Source organism: Serratia sp. P2ACOL2, assembly GCF_003691565.1.
In the GTDB taxonomy this organism is placed as follows: Bacteria; Pseudomonadota; Gammaproteobacteria; order Enterobacterales; family Enterobacteriaceae; genus Serratia; species Serratia liquefaciens.
The window spans coordinates 1,449,440-1,469,779 of the sequence record NZ_CP033162.1; the positions used below are offsets into that span (position 1 = coordinate 1,449,440).

The window sequence follows — 20,340 nt, forward strand, 5'->3', positions numbered from 1 at the left end:
AGGTGCTTGGATTATGGAACGAAGAAAGCTTGTCAAAAATATTTTTATTGCAGCAGCAGGTGTTGCAGCTGTAAGAGTCTCTTCAGCTGCTGATATAAGCACTTCAACTATTCCTGAGATAAAAAGGTTTGATAAAAAGAGTCCTGGTTCTCTTCAGCACAATAGGGCAAAAACCGTAAAACTTAATCCAGAAATGTTTATCAAGAAGAATATTGGTGATGAACACGCTCAAGCTAATTCAATAACCTCAGGTGAAGAGATTAAAGATAGTTATCAAGAGTTTAATCTGATGTTTCAAAGAGCCAAGGATTTATCATCGGAAAATATCGTTGAGATTGTTCTTGGAGGTTATTATAGAGTCACTTCTGGGGATTTTGAATTACCATCAAATTGCCATGTTTTCGGTGGTGGTACTATTTTTTTAGATAGCGATAGTAATGATTTAAATATATTTAAAATTGAAAATCAACAAGATTTTAGTCTTTCGAATATAACTCTATCCTCATCAAAAAACACCGGCCTATGGGGGAAGTCTTGTAGTGGAGTCGTTGTTCGCGGATGCTCTAATTTCGAACTCATTTCTTTAAATATCAGTTATCGCACGGACGCGATATCTATATCCGATTCTTCGCATTTCAGAGTTGAAAATTGTCTTGTACACAAGCTGGGTGAAGAGGGTATTGCGATACGGGCGAGTTTTTCTTGGCTGATTTTTAATAATGATATTTATGAACATAATGGTGATGGGATTCTCCTGAAAACTAGTGGTTCGCCTTCTTATGATGGGAAAATTATCTGTAACAGAATTTTCTCTGCGACAGATATTTTTGGTTTAAAGGGAACTCTGGGAGGAGGGATAACACTTAATGATGAGAAAACTGGTTCAAGTACTACTTTTAGTAACCTCTTGGTTAGTGGTAACTCGATAAGTAACACATCATATGGCATTGCCTTCACTAATATCCAAAACTTAAAGGTTTTCGGGAATGATATTGATACAGTTAATCGTTTTGGTATTATTGTTGATAACGCTGTTTATAACAATCCGCAAAAATATCCGATCAAGAAAACAATTGTTTCCGGAAATACAGTTAAAAATACAGGTCAGGCGGGGATAGCCTTTTATACTGCTAATGGTATAAGTGTAGAAAACACGATTATTTCAGAAAATATAGTTGAAAGATCTGGTCTTCAAAAGAATGCGGATTATCCAGCCATTTCGGCTACCAATGCTACGATATCGTCTAATCGCATTAGTGATAGTAGTACTTTGCTTAGTGCAACAGATTGCATCGTAAATGCCAACTATTTCGGAAGTAGCCTTAAGAAAAATGGTGGTGATAAATATGCAGACTTCAAGTTTAGTGGGGATATTAGCTTTGTTGGTAATGTAATTAATAATGATGGCAAGGGGCATATTCGGCTTAATAAAATCTCCAATCTTATTTTTACTGCAAACAAAATTAATTTATCATCACCCTTCTCAGTTTTCCATTTGGGGTCTGATCCTACAGGTCGGATTTTGATAAAGAACAATCATATTGAATCCCCAGCGAAAGATATTTTCACCGGTATGATGAGTGCAAGCCATCTGATTGATACCGACTATTCGACTTTTGGTAATAAAATATATTTTTTTGGGTTGCCAAAAGAAGGTTACTTCAAAGCTGGAGATAGAGCTATTGAAGTTAGCCCGGTGGCAGGTATGCCATCAGAATGGGTTTGCGTCGAAGGTGGCTCTCCAGGTATCTGGAATATTGAAAAGTTCGCTAATATTAGTGGCCGTAGTGATGCGCTAATGATTGTTCTAGCTTCGGGCGAAAGTATGACTTTTAAATTCCCAGTATCAGGGGTCAAAGTTGGATGGGTAGTGACCTCAGTTACCTCTTCTAAGCTACTTGAAAAAACCTCTTTTACTGCTTTTATCCCAATGAACGATCTTATAATGATTACGGTCAGTAATTATGGAGACGAAAAATTGAATGTAAAAGACACTATATTATCTGTTTTAGTTAATCGTGGGAGCTGAGACCATCCTGTACTATTGTATGATTACCACGCCGAAGTTTTTTGAATAACATCGGCGTGTTGATTTCGATTGTTATTGTTGTTCAAACTTGCTACCTCTCCGTCCTACCTCGAATTGCCATGATTTGAATGTATATAATCATCATTGGTACTATTCTTTCCAAAATCATCTTCCTCTTAGTTTCCCCCTTCCAGTGTTAATGCTAAGCATCTTTATTATCCCTAAGACAACCTCCATCATTAACAACACTAATCGCATGGTTATTTGTGTTATAAGTAAAATATTATTATAGGCTGACTAAGGGGGTAAGCTTTTTTTAAAATAAAAATCCTATGCTTATGATTATAAATTTAATGTTGTTAACGCGATATTTCGAATTTTAAGAAAATCCTTAGATTGGTAGCGTTGTCCGGCTTTCCTAACTTTATGTTTTATCGAGAGTTCAGTGTGTATTTTTTCGTTTTTGGGTTTGATATGTTTAGGATGTTTTTTTTGCCCAAAATTTTTTGGCTGTCTTTATTTTGTAATGAAAAACACTGGTGTATTAAAAAAATTATATTAATCAATGTGATGGTTTTCTCCTTGTTCCAGTAATGAGTGCTTTTCACCACCTTGACAATATTTAGTTTATGGCCTTTCTTTAACTTAGATAGATGTAATTCGTTAGAGTTAGGGGGTAGAACGTTCATTAAATATTTTTCCTGTTTGGTAAGTTGATGTTTTTTATAACTTCCTGATTCTCATGCTTAGTTATTCTTTGCGATGAGACAGGTTTTTGCTTAATCGGAAATTCACCTCGAAGGGGGTTGTTATGGCTTCTCTGGCGTTTCAAAAAGAGGCAGCTGCAATTTTGTATGCTGTTCTGGGGAAAAATGCGTCAAGTTCAGATTATGATAGCGTTGGTGCGCAGTTCGAGAGTGGGACACTTACGGCCAGCACTTATGTCACCAACCTTCTTTCGTCGGCAGATGGCTCGGCATTATTTGGGGGCCAAAGTGATTTAAATATTCTACAAGCTGTTTATACAAAAGCCTACGGCAGTGCTGCGCTAACTACAACACTGCAGGATCTATTGGCATCATCTAGTTTGTCCGAGTCAATTTCTAAGGTGCTTTCTGACCTTATTAATTATCAAGGTTTTGATTCTTCGATAACGACGTCTCAGAATAACTTTGATACGCAAATTAACAAGGTATTGTTCCCTGCCACAAGTCCTGCGGCGGCTGGTCAGGGGGCATCGGATGTACAAGCTATATATCATGTTTTGGGTTTAGTCGCGCAGTCAAGTAATGTGAATTTATTTGGCTCTATTTTGAATGCAGGAACCAAATCAGTTGCGCAAATTGCAGATAAATTTGTCGCCGATCGTTCATATCTAACTTCTTTAAATAACAATGACTTTCTTCTGCGTGTATTCACTGCCAGTTATGAACGTGCACCATCTTCCACTGAGCTCTCTCATTATCTGAGTGAGTTAACAGGTGGGAGCACGCGTGGTCAGATCGTTGCAGAAATCATCACCTCTCTTCGCGGTGCTGTCTCATCTACAGATACTGTTGCGCAGCAGCATTTTAATGATGCAACGGTTACGTATGCTCAAGGAAAAATTGCTGGTTTAACTGCTCAGGAGCAAGCTGCTGCTGTGTATTTAGCTGTACCAGAGCGTGGTATTGATGCTGGTGCTTTAGATAATTGGAGTAAGTATCTATCGTTAAGTACTACTACGTATAAAAATTTCATCAGTTCTGTCTTAGGTTCTGCAGAATTTCAACGTAAAGGCGCACAGCTGACAGGCGATGATTTTATCCAGCATGTTTATACTGCGGTGCATGGTACTGCGGCTAATGCTGGCCAACTGGCGGTATATGCTGCTTTAGGCTCTGATAAATCAGCCATTACTCAGGCAATTATCAACGATCTGCGCACTTCAACCGCAACCGATGCCGCTACTGTTACTCAACAGCACGGGTTTGAATTCGATATCGGCACCAGCTTGTTGTACAAAACAGCAGCTTCACTCACTGCAACCGCCGCTGGCGGCAATGCCACCGGCACGGTTAACACCGGTGCTTCACACCAGATCAGTAATGCTGAAACCGCCGTACTGCAAAATGTGTTGTTAAACGCCAACGCGGCCAGTGTCGTTAACCTGAAGTTCGCCGATCACCTGGCGAACCTGACCATTAACGGCACCAGTGCAGCAACGGTTAACCTGTCAGACAATGGCGTTAACCCGGGCGTAGGCATTACCGTCAACAACGGCAATGTCATTTTGAACGCCAGCTCGGGTGCGGACGCAGTGGTTGTTACTTCAACGGCTAATATTGCCACCGGCACCGGTCAGTTTAACCTTGGTGCAGGTAACGACAGCCTGGCGTGGGCGGGTAATGGAGTATCAAACGGTGCTAACACGGTAGCGACCACCATTAAAGCCGATGGTGGGTCAGGTATTGACTCTATCTCCGCCAACTTTATCACCAAGTCTGTTGTGACTAACCAAAACGCCTTGGGCATTCGTAGCAGCGTTGTCACCAGTAATGCTAATAACTTCTCGAATTTCGAGAAGATTGATCTGACAGGATTTATCGGCAAATCTGTTGGTACCCTGATTACCACGCCATTGATCGGTTCACCAACCACTACCAGCGTAACCACACCGACGCACGTCTTTGATTTTGGTTTAACCAACGGGACGGCGACAGTTGAAGGGACTACTGGGGGCACGGTAACTCAAGGCGCAGCAGCAACTAACCTGGGCTCTCAAGGTTTTGTGATCTCTGGCTTAACCAATGCCAGTGTCATTAACGCTGCGGGCGGTAACGCTGCACAACTGGAAGTGAAGGGCGATGCAACATCTGCAAGCACCCTGGGCTTCACTTTTGTTCAGAATGCGACCGACCACTTCAATATCAATTTCGATGCAGTAAGTTCTTCAAACGTCAATGCTGGCGCTATCAGTCTGACCAGTAGCAGCAGTGCGTTGTTGGGAACGGCATTAGGTACGGTGAATATTGCGTCTGGCGGTACGGGCTCGTTTAGCAATATCGTCTCATTGGCTGGTACCAACGCGCAGGTTCAGAACATAAACGTTACTGGCGATCATGTTCTGAATTTAACGCTTGGCAGCGGCTTCAGTAATGTGCGTGATGTTAACGCATCCACCAATACCGCCGGTCTGAATCTTGATTCAAACCATGCCGGTACCGGTGACGGTATTATCGTTCAACTGCTGAACATCCTGCCGTTGAGTGCGGTAACTACAGCGTTGCTGACCCCACTGTTGAACACGCTGGGCCTGAACGGTTATCAACTGACTGTAGAAGGGACCGGCGCGGCTGACAGCTTCAACGTTCTGGGTAACACCACCCTGGCCGGTGGCAATGGTGTGAATACCTATCAACTGAAGTCCAGTACCACTCAGGCCGGTGTTACCATTACCGACTTTGACAGCACCAAAGACAAGATCGTTGATGCAGCCTCTGCTTTGACCATCTCCGGCAATACCAGCGGCACCGCGGTGGCGGATTACGGCACTCGTGCTTCTGATACTCTGGATGCGCTGCTGGGTACTCTGGTTGGCGGCCTGACCAACGGCGTTATTGGCCTGTTGGGCGGTATCCTCGGCCTTGGTAGCAGCAACGCACTGACGGCTAAAGTGGGTGTGGCGTCAGTGGTGTTTGGCGGTACCGGCGATAATGCCAGCTCTTATGTGATTATTGATAACAACAATAACCACACGCTGGATGCTAACGACAGCGTCGTTTACCTGACAGGCCAGAACCATCAGCAACTACTGGATACTTTGCATTACGCATAAGGTAAGCTCTGCAGGTTAATAGTTTCCATTGAAACTGTTATTAGTTAAATAATACGGGGAGGTCAAACTTCCCGTATTGTTTTATTTTGTGATCGGCATCATTATCTCTAACTTATTCCATTCCTCATAATTCCCTCATATTTCATCATGTCTTTCATCTTGTTGTTTTCCCTGCATTTCTAACAAATGTTTCTGCGGTTTTTTTTTACGTATTGCCTTGCTGATATGTGCTTTCTCTACCTATAGTTAAAAAAAGTATCTGCAGTCTCGAGCATGTTTGGGGAGGCTTCTTTCGGATTTTCTTTATTTTTGTTTTTTTTAGGAATTTCCTTAGAAGAAATCAATGCGGATTGGACTGACAGTGCACATGATGTAAGGGCAGAATGTGAATCAATTTATACCGCGCAATGAAATTGCGGATGTTATACGGACACGCAGTAAAGTTTTTTGGACCGTTGGCATATTCACCGCATTTATTAACTTGTTAATGCTTGTTCCTTCAATCTATATGCTCCAGGTTTATGACCGGGTGCTTCCTTCGCGCAATGAAATCACCTTACTGATGCTGACGCTGATTATGCTGGGAATGTTCGGCATGATGGCGCTGCTGGAGTATGTGCGCAGCATGGTGGTGATCCGTATCGGTAGCCAATTGGATATGCGTTTGAATACGCGGGTTTATACGGCAGCGTACGAATCTAACCTTAAGAATGGTTCTTCCGATGCAGGGCAGATGCTGGGTGATTTGACTACCGTACGGCAGTTCCTGACCGGCAGCGCACTGTTTGCTTTCTTCGATGCGCCCTGGTTCCCGATTTACCTGCTGGTGATTTTTCTGTTCAACCCGTGGTTGGGTTTGTTTGCTCTGGTTGGCTCATTGCTGCTGGTTGCGTTGGCGGTGGTCAACGAAATGGTTTCCAAGCAACCCTTGGGCGAAGCGAGCAAGTTATCGATCATGTCCAGCAGCCTGGCAAGTACCAATTTGCGCAATGCTGAAGTGATCGAAGCATTGGGCATGCTGCCTAATCTAAAACGACGTTGGTTTGGATTGCATCAGAGATTTCTCAATAGCCAGCGTGTTGCCAGCGAGCGCGCGACTACCGTCAGTTCCATCACCAAATTTGTTCGTCTCTCTCTGCAGTCATTGGTCCTGGGGCTAGGGGGATGGTTGGCGATTGATGGGCATATCACGCCCGGCATGATGATCGCGGGCTCTATTTTGATGGGGCGCACTCTGGCGCCCATCGAGCAGGTGATTAACGTCTGGAAAAGCTGGAGCTCAGCCAAACTGTCCTATCAGCGTTTGGTCAAACTGCTTGATAAGCATCCTCCGCGCGGAATGGGGATGTCGCTTCCCCGTCCTGAAGGGATCATCTCGGTCGAAGGCGTCACCGCCACCCCTCCGGGATCAAAAGCCGATGCGGTGTTGCACAATGTCAGCTTTGCTATTCAACCGGGCGACGTGCTGGGGATTATCGGGCCAAGCGCTTCCGGTAAGTCTACGCTGGCGCGTTTACTGGTCGGTATCTGGCCAGTCAGTGAAGGCATTGTGCGTCTTGATAATGCTGATATCTACCAGTGGAATAAAGATGAGCTGGGGCCTTACATTGGCTACCTCCCGCAGGATATCGAACTCTTTGCCGGCACCATCGCTGAAAACATCGCTCGCTTTAACGATATCGACTCCGAGAAAGTTATTGAAGCCGCCAAGCTGGCCGGGGTGCATGAACTGATCTTGCGCTTCCCTAATGGTTACGATTCGATCATCGGTAACGGCGGGGCAGGGTTATCCGGCGGACAGAAGCAGCGAATTGGCCTGGCGCGTGCGCTGTATGGCGATCCATCTCTGATCGTGTTGGACGAGCCTAACTCCAATTTGGATGACGCCGGTGAGAAAGCGCTGAATCAGGCCATTTTGTTCCTCAAGCAGCGTAATAAAACGGTGATTCTGATTACCCATCGCACCAACCTGCTGTCGATGACCACCAAGCTGCTGCTGTTGGTCAACGGTAGCGTCAATGCGTTTGGCCCAACGCAGCAGGTTCTGCAAGCCCTGGCCAATGCGCAAAAAGCGCAGACTCCACAGCAAGCCGTGCGTGCGGTCAATTCCGAGCCGGACGAAGGCAATATCCCAAAAACTCAAATTAATTAAGCCGTGAACTTGCCGGGCGGGGCAAAAGCGCCGCCTGCAGTCGAAGGAGTTGGTATGTCTACGCACATTGGCGAGCCGCAAGACTCGTATTCAGAAGAGATCCCACAGGACGAGCGGCGTTTTACCCGCATGGGATGGTTGGTGGTGGGGCTTGGCCTGTTTGGTTTTTTCGCCTGGGCTGCATTTGCACCTTTGGATAAAGGGGTTGCTTCGCCAGGCTCGGTGATTGTTTCCGGCAACCGCAAGACCGTGCAGGCGCCAGCCAGCGGCATCATTAAAAGCATCACCGTAAAAGAAGGCGACAGGGTTAAAGCCGGTGAAGTATTGGTGCAACTGAGTCAGGTACAGGCGCAGGCGCAGGTTGATTCTCTGCGCGATCAATACTACACCACCCTGGCCACCGAAGGCCGCCTACTTGCTGAACGTGATGGATTAAGCAAAGTGACTTTCTCGCCGGTCTTCGAACAACTCAAGGCTCAGCCGCGGGTTGCCGAGATCATCGCGCTGCAAACCCAGCTCTTCTCCTCGCGCCGTCAGGGGCTGCAAAGCGAAGTCGACGGTTATAAACAGTCGATGGACGGTATGCGCTTCCAGTTAAAAGGCCTGCAGGATTCCAGGGTCAATAAACAGATCCAGCTTTCCAGCCTGCGTGAGCAGATGAACAGCATGAAACAACTGGCTGCCGACGGCTATTTACCGCGTAACCGTTATCTTGAAGTACAGCGCCAGTTTGCGGAAGTTAACAGCAGCATCGATGAAACCGTCGGGCGGATCGGCCAAGTACAAAAACAGCTGCAGGAATCTCAGCAGCGGATCGATCAGCGTTTTGCCGACTATCAGCGCGAGGTCAGAACCCAACTGGCGCAAACGCAGATGGACGCCAGTGAATTCCGAAACAAGCTGGAAATGGCGAATTTTGATCTCGGCAACACCGCTATCACCTCGCCGGTGGATGGCACCGTAGTCGGATTAAATATCTTTACTCAGGGGGGCGTCGTGGGAGCGGGTGACCACCTGATGGACGTTGTACCTAGCCAGGCTACGCTGGTGGTGGATTCCCGCCTGAAGGTAGAGCTGATTGACAAGGTGTACAACGGGTTGCCGGTGGATTTGATGTTTACCGCTTTCAACCAGAATAAAACCCCGAAAATTCCGGGGACGGTGACGTTGGTTTCTGCCGACCGTTTGGTTGACAAGGCCAATGGCGAACCCTACTACCAAATGCAGGTTACGGTATCTCCAGAAGGCATGAAAATGCTGGGTGGGGAGGATGTTAAACCGGGTATGCCTGTTGAGGTATTCGTGAAGACAGGGTCGCGCTCACTGCTGAGCTATTTGTTTAAACCTATTTTGGATCGCGCTCATACTTCATTAACCGAGGAATAATTTTGATTCAATTTAAACGACAGGTTGCTGGCCTTGCTATCAGTACCCTCTTGTTTGCGATATCTGCGCCGGTTCATTCGATAGGGATTCTAGACGCATATTCGCTGGCACTTGAAAAAGATCCGACCTTTCGGGCGGCTATAAAAGAAAAAGAAGCGGGGGATGAAAACGAAAACATCGGCAGGGCGGGGCTGCTGCCGAAGGTGTCGGCCAATTACCAGAATTCACCCCGTAACTGGCAGACGCAAAAGTATCCGGCGAGTGACATTTTTGGCAATAGCCTTGGTGAGGCGACCAAACGACAACAGTATCGCAGCCATTCCAGTTCGATAACGCTGACGCAACCGTTGTTCGATTACGAAGCCTATGCGCGTTACAAGGCCGGCGTGGCGCAAACGCTGATGTCAGATGAGCGTTACCGCAGTAAGTATCTCGATCTGGCTGTGCGGGTGATCTCCGCCTATGTTGAAGTGGCTTACTCCAAAGACCAGATTGCGCTGGCCTCAGCGCAAAAGGCGGCTTACAAAGAGCAATTGGCGCTGAACGATCGCTTAATGAGCGCGGGTGAAGGCACCATTACCGACGTTTCAGAGACCCAGGCGCGCTACAGTCTGGCAGAGGCGCAGGAAATTGAGGCACGTGATGCCCTGGATGCGGCACAACGCGAGCTGGAGGTGATTATTGGCGTACCGCTCGATCAACTGGATGAGCTACAGGTACTGCGCCCCGGTAAATTCCAGGTGGCGCCGTTAATCCCTTCGAAATTTGAAGAGTGGCAAAAAATTGCCCTGGAGAATAACCCGATGTTGGCTGCCTCTCGCCATGGCGTTGATGCCGCCAAGTATGAGGTAGAGAGAAACCGAGCGGGCTTCATGCCGCAGGTTCAGCTCTATGCTTCCCATTCGGAAAATGACTCCAGCAGTGATAACACGGTTAACCAAAAATACCGCACCGACAGTATCGGCGTGCAGGTGAGCGTGCCGATCTATGCCGGCGGTGGGGTGTCCGCGTCGACTCGTCAGGCGGCTTCACGCTATGGGCAGGCGATGTATGAAATGGATGCACAAGTCGGTACCACGCTGAACGATCTGCGTAAGCAGTTCAATCTTTGCATTAGTAGTCGAGCAAAATTAGCGGCGTATGAACTGGCGGTAAAATCGGCGACAACGCAGGTAACGGCCACCCGCCAGAGCGTGTTGGCAGGGCAGCGCGTCAACGTCGATGTGCTGAATGCCGAGCAACAACTTTACAGCGCGCAGCGAGACCTGGCTTCGGCTAAGTACACCTACATAAAGTCCTGGATCACCCTGTTGAGTGACTCTGGAACGCTTGACGAAAAGGACGTGAAACGAGTGGCGCAGTATTTCTCTATGAATCGTTGACCGGGTAGGGATAAATGGTTCAAATACTCACCATGAGTATTTGTCTGAAAGAGCAGCCTCAAGCTGCTCTTTTTTGTCTCAATACGTTATGTTAGCAACCGGTGGTGCTCCTGCCTCGCCTGTAAAACAGTACTTTTCGCTATAAATCATTGCGTATAGATCTATGGGAAGATATTGGCATAGGCAGGGGTTTTTAACATACATGTAACTTCTGTATGTAATTGTATGACTTTTATAATGCTGGGTTGGCTGGCGCTACGCCGCACTCTCGTTTATAAGACAGACGACTGAGTTAAGGGTTAATAATGTCAAAACTAATTCCTGTGGTTATGGCCGGTGGTACCGGCAGCCGGTTGTGGCCACTGTCGCGCGAATCATTCCCCAAACAGTTCCTTTCCATTGATGACAGTGGATTTAGTTTGCTGCAGCAAACTTTACAGCGCTTATCTGGACTGGAGGGCGTCGAAGTCGCCGCACCGTTGGTCATCTGCAATGAAAATCATCGTTTTCTGGTCGCGGAACAACTGCGTGAAATCGGGCAGCTTGCGACAAACATTATCTTAGAACCGGTTGGACGCAATACTGCGCCAGCTGTTGCATTGGCAGCACATCTGGCCGCAGAAGAAGATGATGACAGCATGCTCTTGGTGTTGGCCGCAGATCATTTGATTACGAAAGTGGAAAACTTTCACGCGGCAATAAAAGCGGCTATTCAACATGCTACTGAAAATAACTTGGTGACTTTCGGTATTATTCCTGGACATCCAGAAACGGGCTACGGCTATATCAAGCGTGGCAATGCACTTTCTGGCGAATGTTTTAAAGTTGACGCTTTTGTAGAAAAACCTTGCCTTGAAAAAGCCGTTGAATATTTGGCAAGTGGTGAGTTTAGTTGGAATAGTGGCATATTTATGTTTAAAACTGCCAAATTTTTGCAAGAACTACAACAGTTTAGCCCAGAAATTTTCAGCACTACGCAACAGTCCGTGGCAGCCAGTCAGCGCGATATGAACTTTATTCGCGTTGATCAGGAAATCTTCAAGCACTGCCCTAGCGACTCCATTGATTATGCTGTCATGGAGAAAACACAGGATGCGGTGGTGATCCCTATCGATGCAGGTTGGAGCGACGTGGGGTCATGGTCATCGCTGTGGGAGGTTTCCGAAAAAGATGCTCGCGGAAATGTTAACGTCGGCGAGATTATCTCCATCGATTCGAATAATAACTATATATCATCTGACGCTGCGCTAGTTGCGACTATTGGGTTGGACGACCTTATCGTGATCAATACCAATGATGCATTGTTGATTTCGACAAAAGATCGCGTTCAGGACGTTAAGAAAGTGGTCGATGAGCTCAAAAAACGCAATCTTCATCACTTCCGTCAGCACTCCTCTTCTTATCGCCCATGGGGCAAGATCTGTGATATCGACAACGGCGAGCATTTCCAGGTCAAAAAGATCATTGTTCGTCCTGGTGAGGGATTGTCAGTACAGCGCCACCTTCATCGAGCAGAGCACTGGGTCGTCGTTAGCGGTACGGCGAAAGTGAATGTTGAAGACAAAGAATTCTTCTTATCTGAGAATCAATCTACATTCATCCCTGCCGGCAGTGTCCATACCCTGGAGAACCCTGGGAAAATCGACCTTGAAATCATTGAGGTTCGATCAGGATTTTACCTGGAAGAAGATGACATTGAACGTTTACATGATCGGTACGGCCGAGTTTAATTAAAGGATTTGGTGATGGAAAAGTTAGCCTGTTTTAAAGCTTATGATGTGCGCGGTAAGTTGGGTGAGGAACTGAATGATGATATCGCCTACCGCATTGGGCGCGCTTATGGCGAATTCCTAAAACCGAAGACCATCGTTCTCGGTAGCGATGTACGCCTGACCAGCGAAAGCTTGAAGCTGTCGTTGGCAAAGGGTCTGCAGGACGCCGGCACCGACGTGATCGACATTGGTATGACCGGCACAGAGGAAGTCTATTTTGCCACCTCTCATCTGAAAGCGGATGGCGGTGTGGAAGTGACAGCCAGCCATAACCCGATTGACTACAACGGAATGAAGCTGGTGCGTGAAGGCTCACGTCCTATCAGCGGTGATACAGGCTTGCGCGCAATTCAGGAGCTGGCGGAGAAAAACCAATTCCCTGAGCCGGCCGCGACTCGTGGCAGCTATGTTCGTCAGGATGTGTTGGCAGATTATGTGCAACATGTGCTGTCCTATGTGAACGTCGAGAACTTTAAGCCACTAAAGTTGGTGATCAACTCTGGTAATGGTACCGCCGGTCATGTGATCGATGCGATTGAAGCCTCCCTTAAAGCTTTGAACGTCCCGTTGGAATTTATCAAGGTTCACCATCAGCCGGACGGTACCTTCCCGAATGGTATCCCCAACCCGTTATTGCCAGAATGTCGTGCAGATACCGCCAATGCGGTGCGTGAACATGGCGCAGATATGGGGATTGCATTCGACGGCGATTTTGACCGTTGCTTCCTGTTTGACGAAAAAGGCGACTTTATTGAAGGATATTATATTGTTGGCCTTCTGGCAGAAGCTTTCCTGCAAAAACAACCCGGTGCAAAAATCATTCATGATCCACGCCTGAGCTGGAACACCATCGATGTGGTGAGCGAAGCGGGCGGGGTACCAGTAATGTCGAAAACCGGGCATGCATTTATTAAGGAACGCATGCGTGCGGAAGACGCGATTTATGGCGGCGAAATGAGTGCGCACCATTATTTCCGCGATTTCGCCTATTGCGACAGCGGCATGATCCCATGGTTGCTGGTGGCTGAATTGGTGTGTGTTAAAGGACAAACTCTGGGGGAATTGGTGCAGGACCGTATTGCGGCGTACCCATCTTCAGGGGAAATCAATATCAAACTGGCACAGCCGGCAGCTTCAATTGAAAGCGTCAAACAACATTATCTGTCGCGGGCAGTCGAGGTTGACTACACCGATGGTATCAGCATGGAGTTTGGTAACTGGCGTTTTAACCTGCGCTCGTCCAACACCGAGCCGGTAGTTCGTCTCAATGTTGAGTCACGTGCAGACGTGGCCCTCATGAAAGAAATGACGGATGAGATTTTAGCGATACTGTCTCGCTAAATTCGCCGTGATGGTGTTGTATCAGAACAGGGCTGCGTTTTGCAGCCCTGTTTGTTGAATGAGTTCGATAAGCGGGGCTGTGATCAATAAAAACGGACTCAATCATGGGCGTTGCCATCGAGCACATATGATTTATCCTAAAGACAATGACGTCGATGGAGGTTACTGTCAGCACTTTGCTGTCTTGTCCATTTTTAGGCTGTAACTCCCAAAGGCTATCGGATTGAGAAAGTAATAGAATTTGTGTCGTTGGCGCTTCAGGCGCGCATAAGGAGTGGTGAATGGCAATTTTAGTTACCGGTGGTGCCGGTTATATCGGTTCTCATACGGTATTAGCCTTGCTGGAACGCGGTGAAGAAGTGATTGTGCTGGATAATCTGTCGAACTCGTCAGAAGAATCACTGCATCGTGTCGAACAGTTAACGGGCAGAGCGGCTACCTTTTATCAGGGGGATATCCAAAATGGCGACTCCCTGCGTAGCATATTCGATGCGCATGATATCTCTGCCGTCATCCATTTCGCTGGATTGAAGGCGGTGGGGGAATCGACCCGTAAGCCGCTGGAATACTATCAAAACAACGTTGCCGGTACGTTGGTGCTGCTAGAGGAAATGCGTCGTGCCGGTGTGGCTCAATTTATCTTCAGCTCTTCAGCTACGGTATATGGTGCGAACTCCCCGGTTCCTTATGTAGAAACCACGCCGATTGGTGGTACCACCAGTCCTTACGGCACGTCAAAGTTGATGGTTGAGCAAATTCTGCAGGATTTCGCTAAAGCGGAACCGCAATTTTCCATTATCGCTTTGCGTTACTTCAATCCGGTAGGTGCGCACGAATCTGGTTTGATTGGTGAAGATCCAAATGGCATTCCAAACAACCTGTTGCCTTATATCTCTCAGGTGGCCATTGGAAAGCTGGAAAAGCTGGGTATATTCGGCGGAGATTATCCGACTAAAGATGGCACTGGCGAGCGTGATTACATCCATGTGATGGATCTGGCTGAGGGGCACCTGATGGCTATGGACCATCTTAAGAACGTTGATGGTTTTAAAGCTTACAATCTCGGGGCAGGCGTGGGTCACTCGGTATTGAGTATGGTGCAGAGCTTTGAGAGGGCGTCAGGCGTGAAGATACCTTATCAAATCTTACCGCGGCGCGACGGAGATCTGCCCGCTTTCTGGGCTGATGCCAATTTAGCGCGCAAGGAATTGGGGTGGGAAGTGCGTCGCGGTATTGACGATATGATGCGCGATACCTGGAACTGGCAGAAAAATAACCCACAGGGTTACCGCAGCAAGAGTTAGCGAAAATCTAAGTACAATTCTCAAAAGCCCATATGATATGGGCTTTTTTGTTGGTTTGGTTAGAGGCTTTCATTGACAATCAAAATAAAGAATTAATAAGCATTCTCAATAAGGATTATTATGATTACGTTAGGTATTATAATTATGCTATCTAATAAGTCTTGATGCATTGGTAGCGGTATATTATACACAATTGCTCATTTCGTTAATGTGTCAAGTGGACGTGAATTGGTTTTTTATTGTTGTTTTTCAGTGTGTTATGTGTTTTTCTGCCGGTTAGCGACTAACCGTTAGACAGATAACGTTTTGTCTATGTCGTGTTAATGTATTAACGCCTAACATCGGTGTATACTTCAGGCCGAAGAAAACTGATATCGTTTTGGCAGCGCGCTTAAGAACAGTTAATGACCATGAAACGCCATTATGATGATTTTTGACGTGTTGCATTAATGAACCTGAAGTTGTTGGGAGTCCCCACAGAAATGCTAAAAGCTGTCATTCCAGTTGCTGGGCTCGGTACCCGCATGTTACCGGCGACAAAGGCTATCCCGAAGGAAATGTTGCCGGTCGTTGACAAACCTCTCATCCAATACATCGTGAATGAATGTGTCGCAGCCGGTATTAAAGAGATTATTCTTGTTACGCACTCATCAAAAAACGCCATTGAGAATCACTTTGATACGTCGTTTGAACTGGAAAGCATGCTGGAATCACGTGTCAAGCGCCAACTGCTGGATGAGGTACAATCGATCTGTCCCAAAGGGGTCACGCTGATGCATGTGCGGCAGGGCCAATCCAAAGGATTAGGCCACGCGATTCTCTGTGCTCGTCCACTGATCGGCGATGAGCCTTTTGCCGTGCTGCTGCCAGATGTTTTAATGGATGATGTCGCAAGTGATTTGGCAAAAGATAATTTAGCAAACATGATCGCCATATTTGGCGAGAGTGGCCGCAGCCAGGTTATGGTTGAGCCCGTGCCTGAAAAAGACGTTTCTAAATATGGCGTAGTTGATTGCAGTGGTGCTCCAGTAGCTCCGGGGCAGAGTGTGCCGATGCACGCCATTGTCGAGAAACCTTCAGTTGATGAAGCGCCTTCGAACCTGGCAGTGGTTGGTCGCTATGTGCTGGCTGCGGATATTTGGCCATTGCTTGAGAAAACACCCTATGGCGCAGGTGGTGAGATTCAGTTAACAGATGCTATCGCAATGTTAATGGAACAACATCCCGTAGATGCTTTTGCAATGGTAGGGCGTTCCCATGACTGTGGCGATAAATTGGGATACATGAAGGCTTTCGTTGAATATGGACTTCGTCATTCTACGCAAGGTAAGGACTTTACTGCATGGCTGAGAGACCAACTCTTAGCTTGAATTAGAGTGATCTGATGAATCCAGCCGATTCCTAAAGTAAAATGAAACGGCTGGATGTAACGTGGATCCTCATCACTCGCCATGAAAAGACACTGTTGCCATGGTGAGTGTTAAGGGATATGCATTGCTGAATGTTATATTAAAATCAATCGGTTATGATGAGAGTGCTCTGGTTGCCGCAATGCCAGGGGCGGTAGCGTGGTTACAAATGCTCTTGAAAAATATCCTGAAGTTCACTCGGTCGATTCTGCGACTTGGAAGTGTTACTAATTATTATCGATGCCAGTTGAAATAACATTAGGTTTCAATTGCTAGGGAATTTTAATCTTAAATCGAGTTTTCATATGAAGTATAGCTTAGGTTACCTCTGGGATTTGGCTGCAGTCATCACAGAGAAAGAATTGAAAGTAAGATATAAAAGTAGTTTTTTCGGTTATTTATGGTCAATTGCCAATCCATTGCTCTTTGCCATGATCTATTACTTTATCTTTAAGTTGGTCATGCGTGTTCAGATTCCAAACTATACAATATTCATTATTACTGGTCTTTTCCCATGGCAATGGTTTGCTAGTTCAACGACAAATTCTCTATATTCTTTTATAGCAAATGCGCAAATAATAAAGAAAACAGTATTCCCACGCTCGGTTATCCCTTTCAGTAATGTGCTCATGGAGTGTTTGCATTTTTTATGCACCATTCCTGTGATCATTGTTTTCCTCTATGTGTACGACATGCGCCCTTCGGTTGACTGGATTTGGGGTGTTCCATTAATTGGTATAGCCCAAATGTTGATGACTTTTGGTATTGCTATGATGTTGTCGACATTAAATCTTTTTTTCCGTGATTTAGAAAGGTTCGTGACGCTAGGCATTATGCTTATGTTTTATTGCACGCCGATTCTTTATTCTGGTGACATGATTCCAAAAGAGTACAAATTCTTGATTGATTATAACCCGCTGGCAAATATGATACTGAGTTGGCGGGATCTCTTTATGAATGGGGTTATTGATTACCATCAAGTTGGTATGCTTTATGGATATGCTCTTTTATTCGTCATCATTGGCACTAGCATATTTAATAAATTAAAGTACAGATTTGCAGAGATACTATAATGAGCTTGGCTATAGAATTTAAAAATGTCACTAAGCGCTATCCATTATATCATCATATTGGATCTGGCATTAAAGAATTGATTTTTAATCCACGCCGTGCGTTGAGCTTGCTAAGTGGCCGAAGTTATTTAGCGATAGAAGACATCAGCTTTCAGGTACAGAAAGGAGAGTCCGTCGCACTTATTGGTCGTAACGGTGCAGGAAAAAGTACTTCACTTGGTTTGGTAGCTGGAGTAATGAAACCATCGTCGGGTACAGTTAGCGTCGTTGGGCGTGTTGCATCGATGCTGGAGTTGGGCGGGGGATTCCACCCTGAACTCACTGGGCGTGAAAATATACGGCTTAATGCCACCTTATTGGGGCTACGTCGTAAAGAATTAAAACAACGTCTGGATAAAATTATAGAGTTCTCTGAATTGGGTGAGTTTATCGATGAACCCATCCGTGTCTATTCAAGTGGTATGTTGGCGAAGTTAGGGTTCTCCGTAATAACACAGGTAGATCCGGACATATTAATCATCGATGAGGTTCTGGCAGTAGGTGATATTGCTTTTCAGCGAAAATGTCTGAATACTATTAATGAATTTAAGAAAAAGGGCGTTACCATTCTTTTTGTTAGTCATAATCTTGAAGATGTTGAAAAAATTTGTGATAAAGTCATTTGGATTGAAAACCATAAAATGAGAGACATGGGGGAAGCCCATTCTGTTATCTCTCAATATAAAATAGCAATGGCCTGAAATTTATGATTATGACTATTAGGTAATTAAAATGAATTCTATTAAAATTTACACTTGCCATCATAAACCCAGTGCATTTCTTGATTCCACACTGATTCAGCCGATACATGTTGGTAAGGCAAATAATTTAAATGAGATCGGTTGTCCTGGTGACGATTCTGGCGATAATATCTCTTTCAAAAACCCATTTTACTGTGAATTGACCGCTCATTATTGGGTATGGAAGAATGCGCAACCAGCAGACTATGTTGGGTTTATGCATTATCGACGTCATTTTAACTTTTCTGAAGATCAACAAGTCCCGGAAGATAACTGGGGCGTAATTAATTATGATAAGATTGATGCGTTATATCATGAAAAATTTGGTTTAAACGATAAGAATATATCTGATTGTCTGGCAGGTGTTGATATTATCTTGCCGAAAAAATGGGATGTTAGTGCTGCAGGTAGTAAGAACAACTATCAACATTATAAAGTTTCTAACTACCTGCATATTGAAGATTACGATGCCGCATTAGAAATTCTTTCAGATATTTATCCGGAGTATAAGTCTGCTGCAGATATGTTTAATAACTCATCAGATGGTTATTATACTAATATGTTTGTTATGCGGAAGGACATCTTCAATGATTATTCTGAGTGGCTATTCGCGATTTTGGAAAGGCTTGAGGATAAACTTCGCTTTAAAAATTATAATGCGCAAGAGAAGCGCGTTGTTGGTCATATATCTGAACGATTGTTAAATATTTATCTGGCGTACCAAATCGAGCAGAACTCTTTTAAAGTTAAGGAGTTACAACGAACCTTTATCGAAAAAGAAACTTTCAATGCTACTCTAAAACCTGCATTTTCGACAAGAAATGTTCCTGTAGTGATTTGTTTTGATGATAATTATGCTATTAGTGGTGCGGCGTTAATTAATTCTATTCTTGCTCATGCAAATCCAGAGCTAAATTATGATCTGGTTGTTCTGGAGAATGGGGTTTATTTAAAAAACAAGCACCGCTTCTTATCGCTTGTTGCCGATTTTAAGAATGTTAGCCTTCGTTTTTTTGACGTGAATGCTTTCACTGAGATAAAAGACGTCTTTACTCGTGCTCATTTTAGTGCTGCAACCTATGCGCGTTTGTTTATCCCAAATCTATTTTCCGAGTTTGATAAAGTAATATTTATTGATGCGGACACGGTAGTTGAAAGTGACTTGGCTGAGTTAATGAGTATCCCTCTTGGGAATAATTTGATCGCTGCGGTAAAAGACATTGTTATGGAGGGCTTCGTTTTGTTCGGCGCGATGTCCCAGTCCAGTGATGGTGTAATGCCAGCCAAAGAGTATTTGGAAAGTTCATTGGGAATGGATAACCCAGATGGCTATTTCCAAGCTGGGATTTTAGTATTTAATATCGCGCAGATGAACCAAGAAAATACATTTTCCAGCCTGATGGATGCGATGAAAAGCAAAACCTATTGGTTCTTGGATCAGGATATTATGAATAAGGTATTCCATGGCCGCGTGCACTATTTGCCAATGGAGTGGAATGTTTATCATGGTAACGGCAATACGGAAGATTTCTTTCCCAATCTACCCTTCAAAACTTATATGAATTTTCTTGAGGCGCGTAGAGATCCGAAGATGATTCATTTTGCGGGTGAGAATAAACCGTGGAACACGCGTCGCGTTGACTTTTTTGATAACTATCATAAAAATATCGTGAATACGCCATGGGCGTATGAAGCTTATGAACGTCTGATTGGCACCGCAGTATCACATGTTCCTACAGTGCAACTTGTGAGTAATACGCCGGTTTTGCTGCAGACTAAATTAAAACGCGCTCTGATGCCCATGCTTAACAAATGGGCACCAATAGGCACGTCGCGACGCAATTTTATGACGAAATACTACTACAAAGTTAGACGCGCAATTCTTGGGTAACTTAA

Annotated in this window: 12 protein-coding genes; all 12 read left to right on the forward strand. The window is 45.3% G+C overall.

Going from position 1 to position 20,340, the window contains the following annotated elements; all coding sequences use genetic code 11:
* Positions 1-13: 13 nt before the first annotated feature.
* The gene (locus EBA31_RS06925) at positions 14-2,029 is read left to right on the forward strand and encodes a right-handed parallel beta-helix repeat-containing protein (protein WP_122077926.1); all 2,016 of its coding nucleotides are present in this window, start codon (positions 14-16) and stop codon (positions 2,027-2,029) included.
* 811 nt (positions 2,030-2,840) lie between these two features.
* Positions 2,841-5,846, forward strand: a complete 3,006-nt coding sequence (locus tag EBA31_RS06935) for a DUF4214 domain-containing protein (RefSeq protein WP_122077930.1) — start codon at positions 2,841-2,843, stop codon at positions 5,844-5,846.
* Positions 5,847-6,231: 385 nt separating this feature from the next.
* Entirely contained in the window at positions 6,232-7,998 is a 1,767-nt protein-coding gene (locus EBA31_RS06940) for a type I secretion system permease/ATPase (RefSeq protein WP_020826025.1), read from the forward strand.
* A gap of 54 nt (positions 7,999-8,052) precedes the next feature.
* Positions 8,053-9,384, forward strand: a complete 1,332-nt coding sequence (locus EBA31_RS06945) for an HlyD family type I secretion periplasmic adaptor subunit (RefSeq protein WP_122077931.1) — start codon at positions 8,053-8,055, stop codon at positions 9,382-9,384.
* Between the two features lie 2 nt (positions 9,385-9,386).
* Positions 9,387-10,766: a TolC family outer membrane protein gene (locus EBA31_RS06950; protein WP_044549370.1), complete on the forward strand. Its 1,380-nt coding sequence runs from the start codon at positions 9,387-9,389 to the stop codon at positions 10,764-10,766.
* Positions 10,767-11,071: 305 nt separating this feature from the next.
* Complete coding sequence (locus tag EBA31_RS06955; protein WP_122077933.1) at positions 11,072-12,496, forward strand: mannose-1-phosphate guanylyltransferase/mannose-6-phosphate isomerase; 1,425 nt, start codon at positions 11,072-11,074, stop codon at positions 12,494-12,496.
* 15 nt (positions 12,497-12,511) lie between these two features.
* The gene (gene cpsG, locus EBA31_RS06960; protein WP_122077935.1) at positions 12,512-13,879 is read left to right on the forward strand and encodes a phosphomannomutase CpsG; all 1,368 of its coding nucleotides are present in this window, start codon (positions 12,512-12,514) and stop codon (positions 13,877-13,879) included.
* A gap of 281 nt (positions 13,880-14,160) precedes the next feature.
* On the forward strand, positions 14,161-15,183 hold the full coding sequence (galE, locus tag EBA31_RS06965; RefSeq protein ID WP_122077936.1) for a UDP-glucose 4-epimerase GalE: 1,023 nt from the start codon (positions 14,161-14,163) through the stop codon (positions 15,181-15,183).
* Between the two features lie 482 nt (positions 15,184-15,665).
* Positions 15,666-16,553, forward strand: coding sequence for a UTP--glucose-1-phosphate uridylyltransferase GalU (gene galU / locus EBA31_RS06970; RefSeq protein ID WP_122080594.1), 888 nt, complete (start codon positions 15,666-15,668; stop codon positions 16,551-16,553).
* Positions 16,554-16,897: 344 nt separating this feature from the next.
* On the forward strand, positions 16,898-17,665 hold the full coding sequence (locus EBA31_RS06975) for an ABC transporter permease (RefSeq protein ID WP_122077938.1): 768 nt from the start codon (positions 16,898-16,900) through the stop codon (positions 17,663-17,665).
* Positions 17,665-18,405, forward strand: coding sequence for an ABC transporter ATP-binding protein (locus EBA31_RS06980; RefSeq protein ID WP_122077940.1), 741 nt, complete (start codon positions 17,665-17,667; stop codon positions 18,403-18,405). The genes EBA31_RS06975 and EBA31_RS06980 overlap by 1 nt, the downstream gene beginning before the upstream one ends.
* Before the next feature lie 31 nt (positions 18,406-18,436).
* A complete protein-coding gene (locus tag EBA31_RS06985) occupies positions 18,437-20,335 on the forward strand; it encodes a DUF4422 domain-containing protein (RefSeq protein WP_122077942.1) in 1,899 nt (632 codons plus the stop codon).
* Positions 20,336-20,340: the final 5 nt, after the last annotated feature.

Bases quoted from the DNA above. Each gene is read 5' to 3' on its own strand.
- cpsG (WP_122077935.1), top strand. From the start codon at position 12,512: ATGGAAAAGTTAGCCTGTTTTAAAGCTTATGATGTGCGCGGTAAGTTG.
- EBA31_RS06935 (WP_122077930.1), top strand. From the start codon at position 2,841: ATGGCTTCTCTGGCGTTTCAAAAAGAGGCAGCTGCAATTTTGTATGCT.
- galU (WP_122080594.1), top strand. From the start codon at position 15,666: ATGCTAAAAGCTGTCATTCCAGTTGCTGGGCTCGGTACCCGCATGTTA.
- EBA31_RS06985 (WP_122077942.1), top strand. From the start codon at position 18,437: ATGAATTCTATTAAAATTTACACTTGCCATCATAAACCCAGTGCATTT.
- EBA31_RS06975 (WP_122077938.1), top strand. From the start codon at position 16,898: ATGAAGTATAGCTTAGGTTACCTCTGGGATTTGGCTGCAGTCATCACA.
- EBA31_RS06955 (WP_122077933.1), top strand. From the start codon at position 11,072: ATGTCAAAACTAATTCCTGTGGTTATGGCCGGTGGTACCGGCAGCCGG.
- EBA31_RS06925 (WP_122077926.1), top strand. From the start codon at position 14: ATGGAACGAAGAAAGCTTGTCAAAAATATTTTTATTGCAGCAGCAGGT.
- galE (WP_122077936.1), top strand. From the start codon at position 14,161: ATGGCAATTTTAGTTACCGGTGGTGCCGGTTATATCGGTTCTCATACG.
- EBA31_RS06980 (WP_122077940.1), top strand. From the start codon at position 17,665: ATGAGCTTGGCTATAGAATTTAAAAATGTCACTAAGCGCTATCCATTA.
- EBA31_RS06945 (WP_122077931.1), top strand. From the start codon at position 8,053: ATGTCTACGCACATTGGCGAGCCGCAAGACTCGTATTCAGAAGAGATC.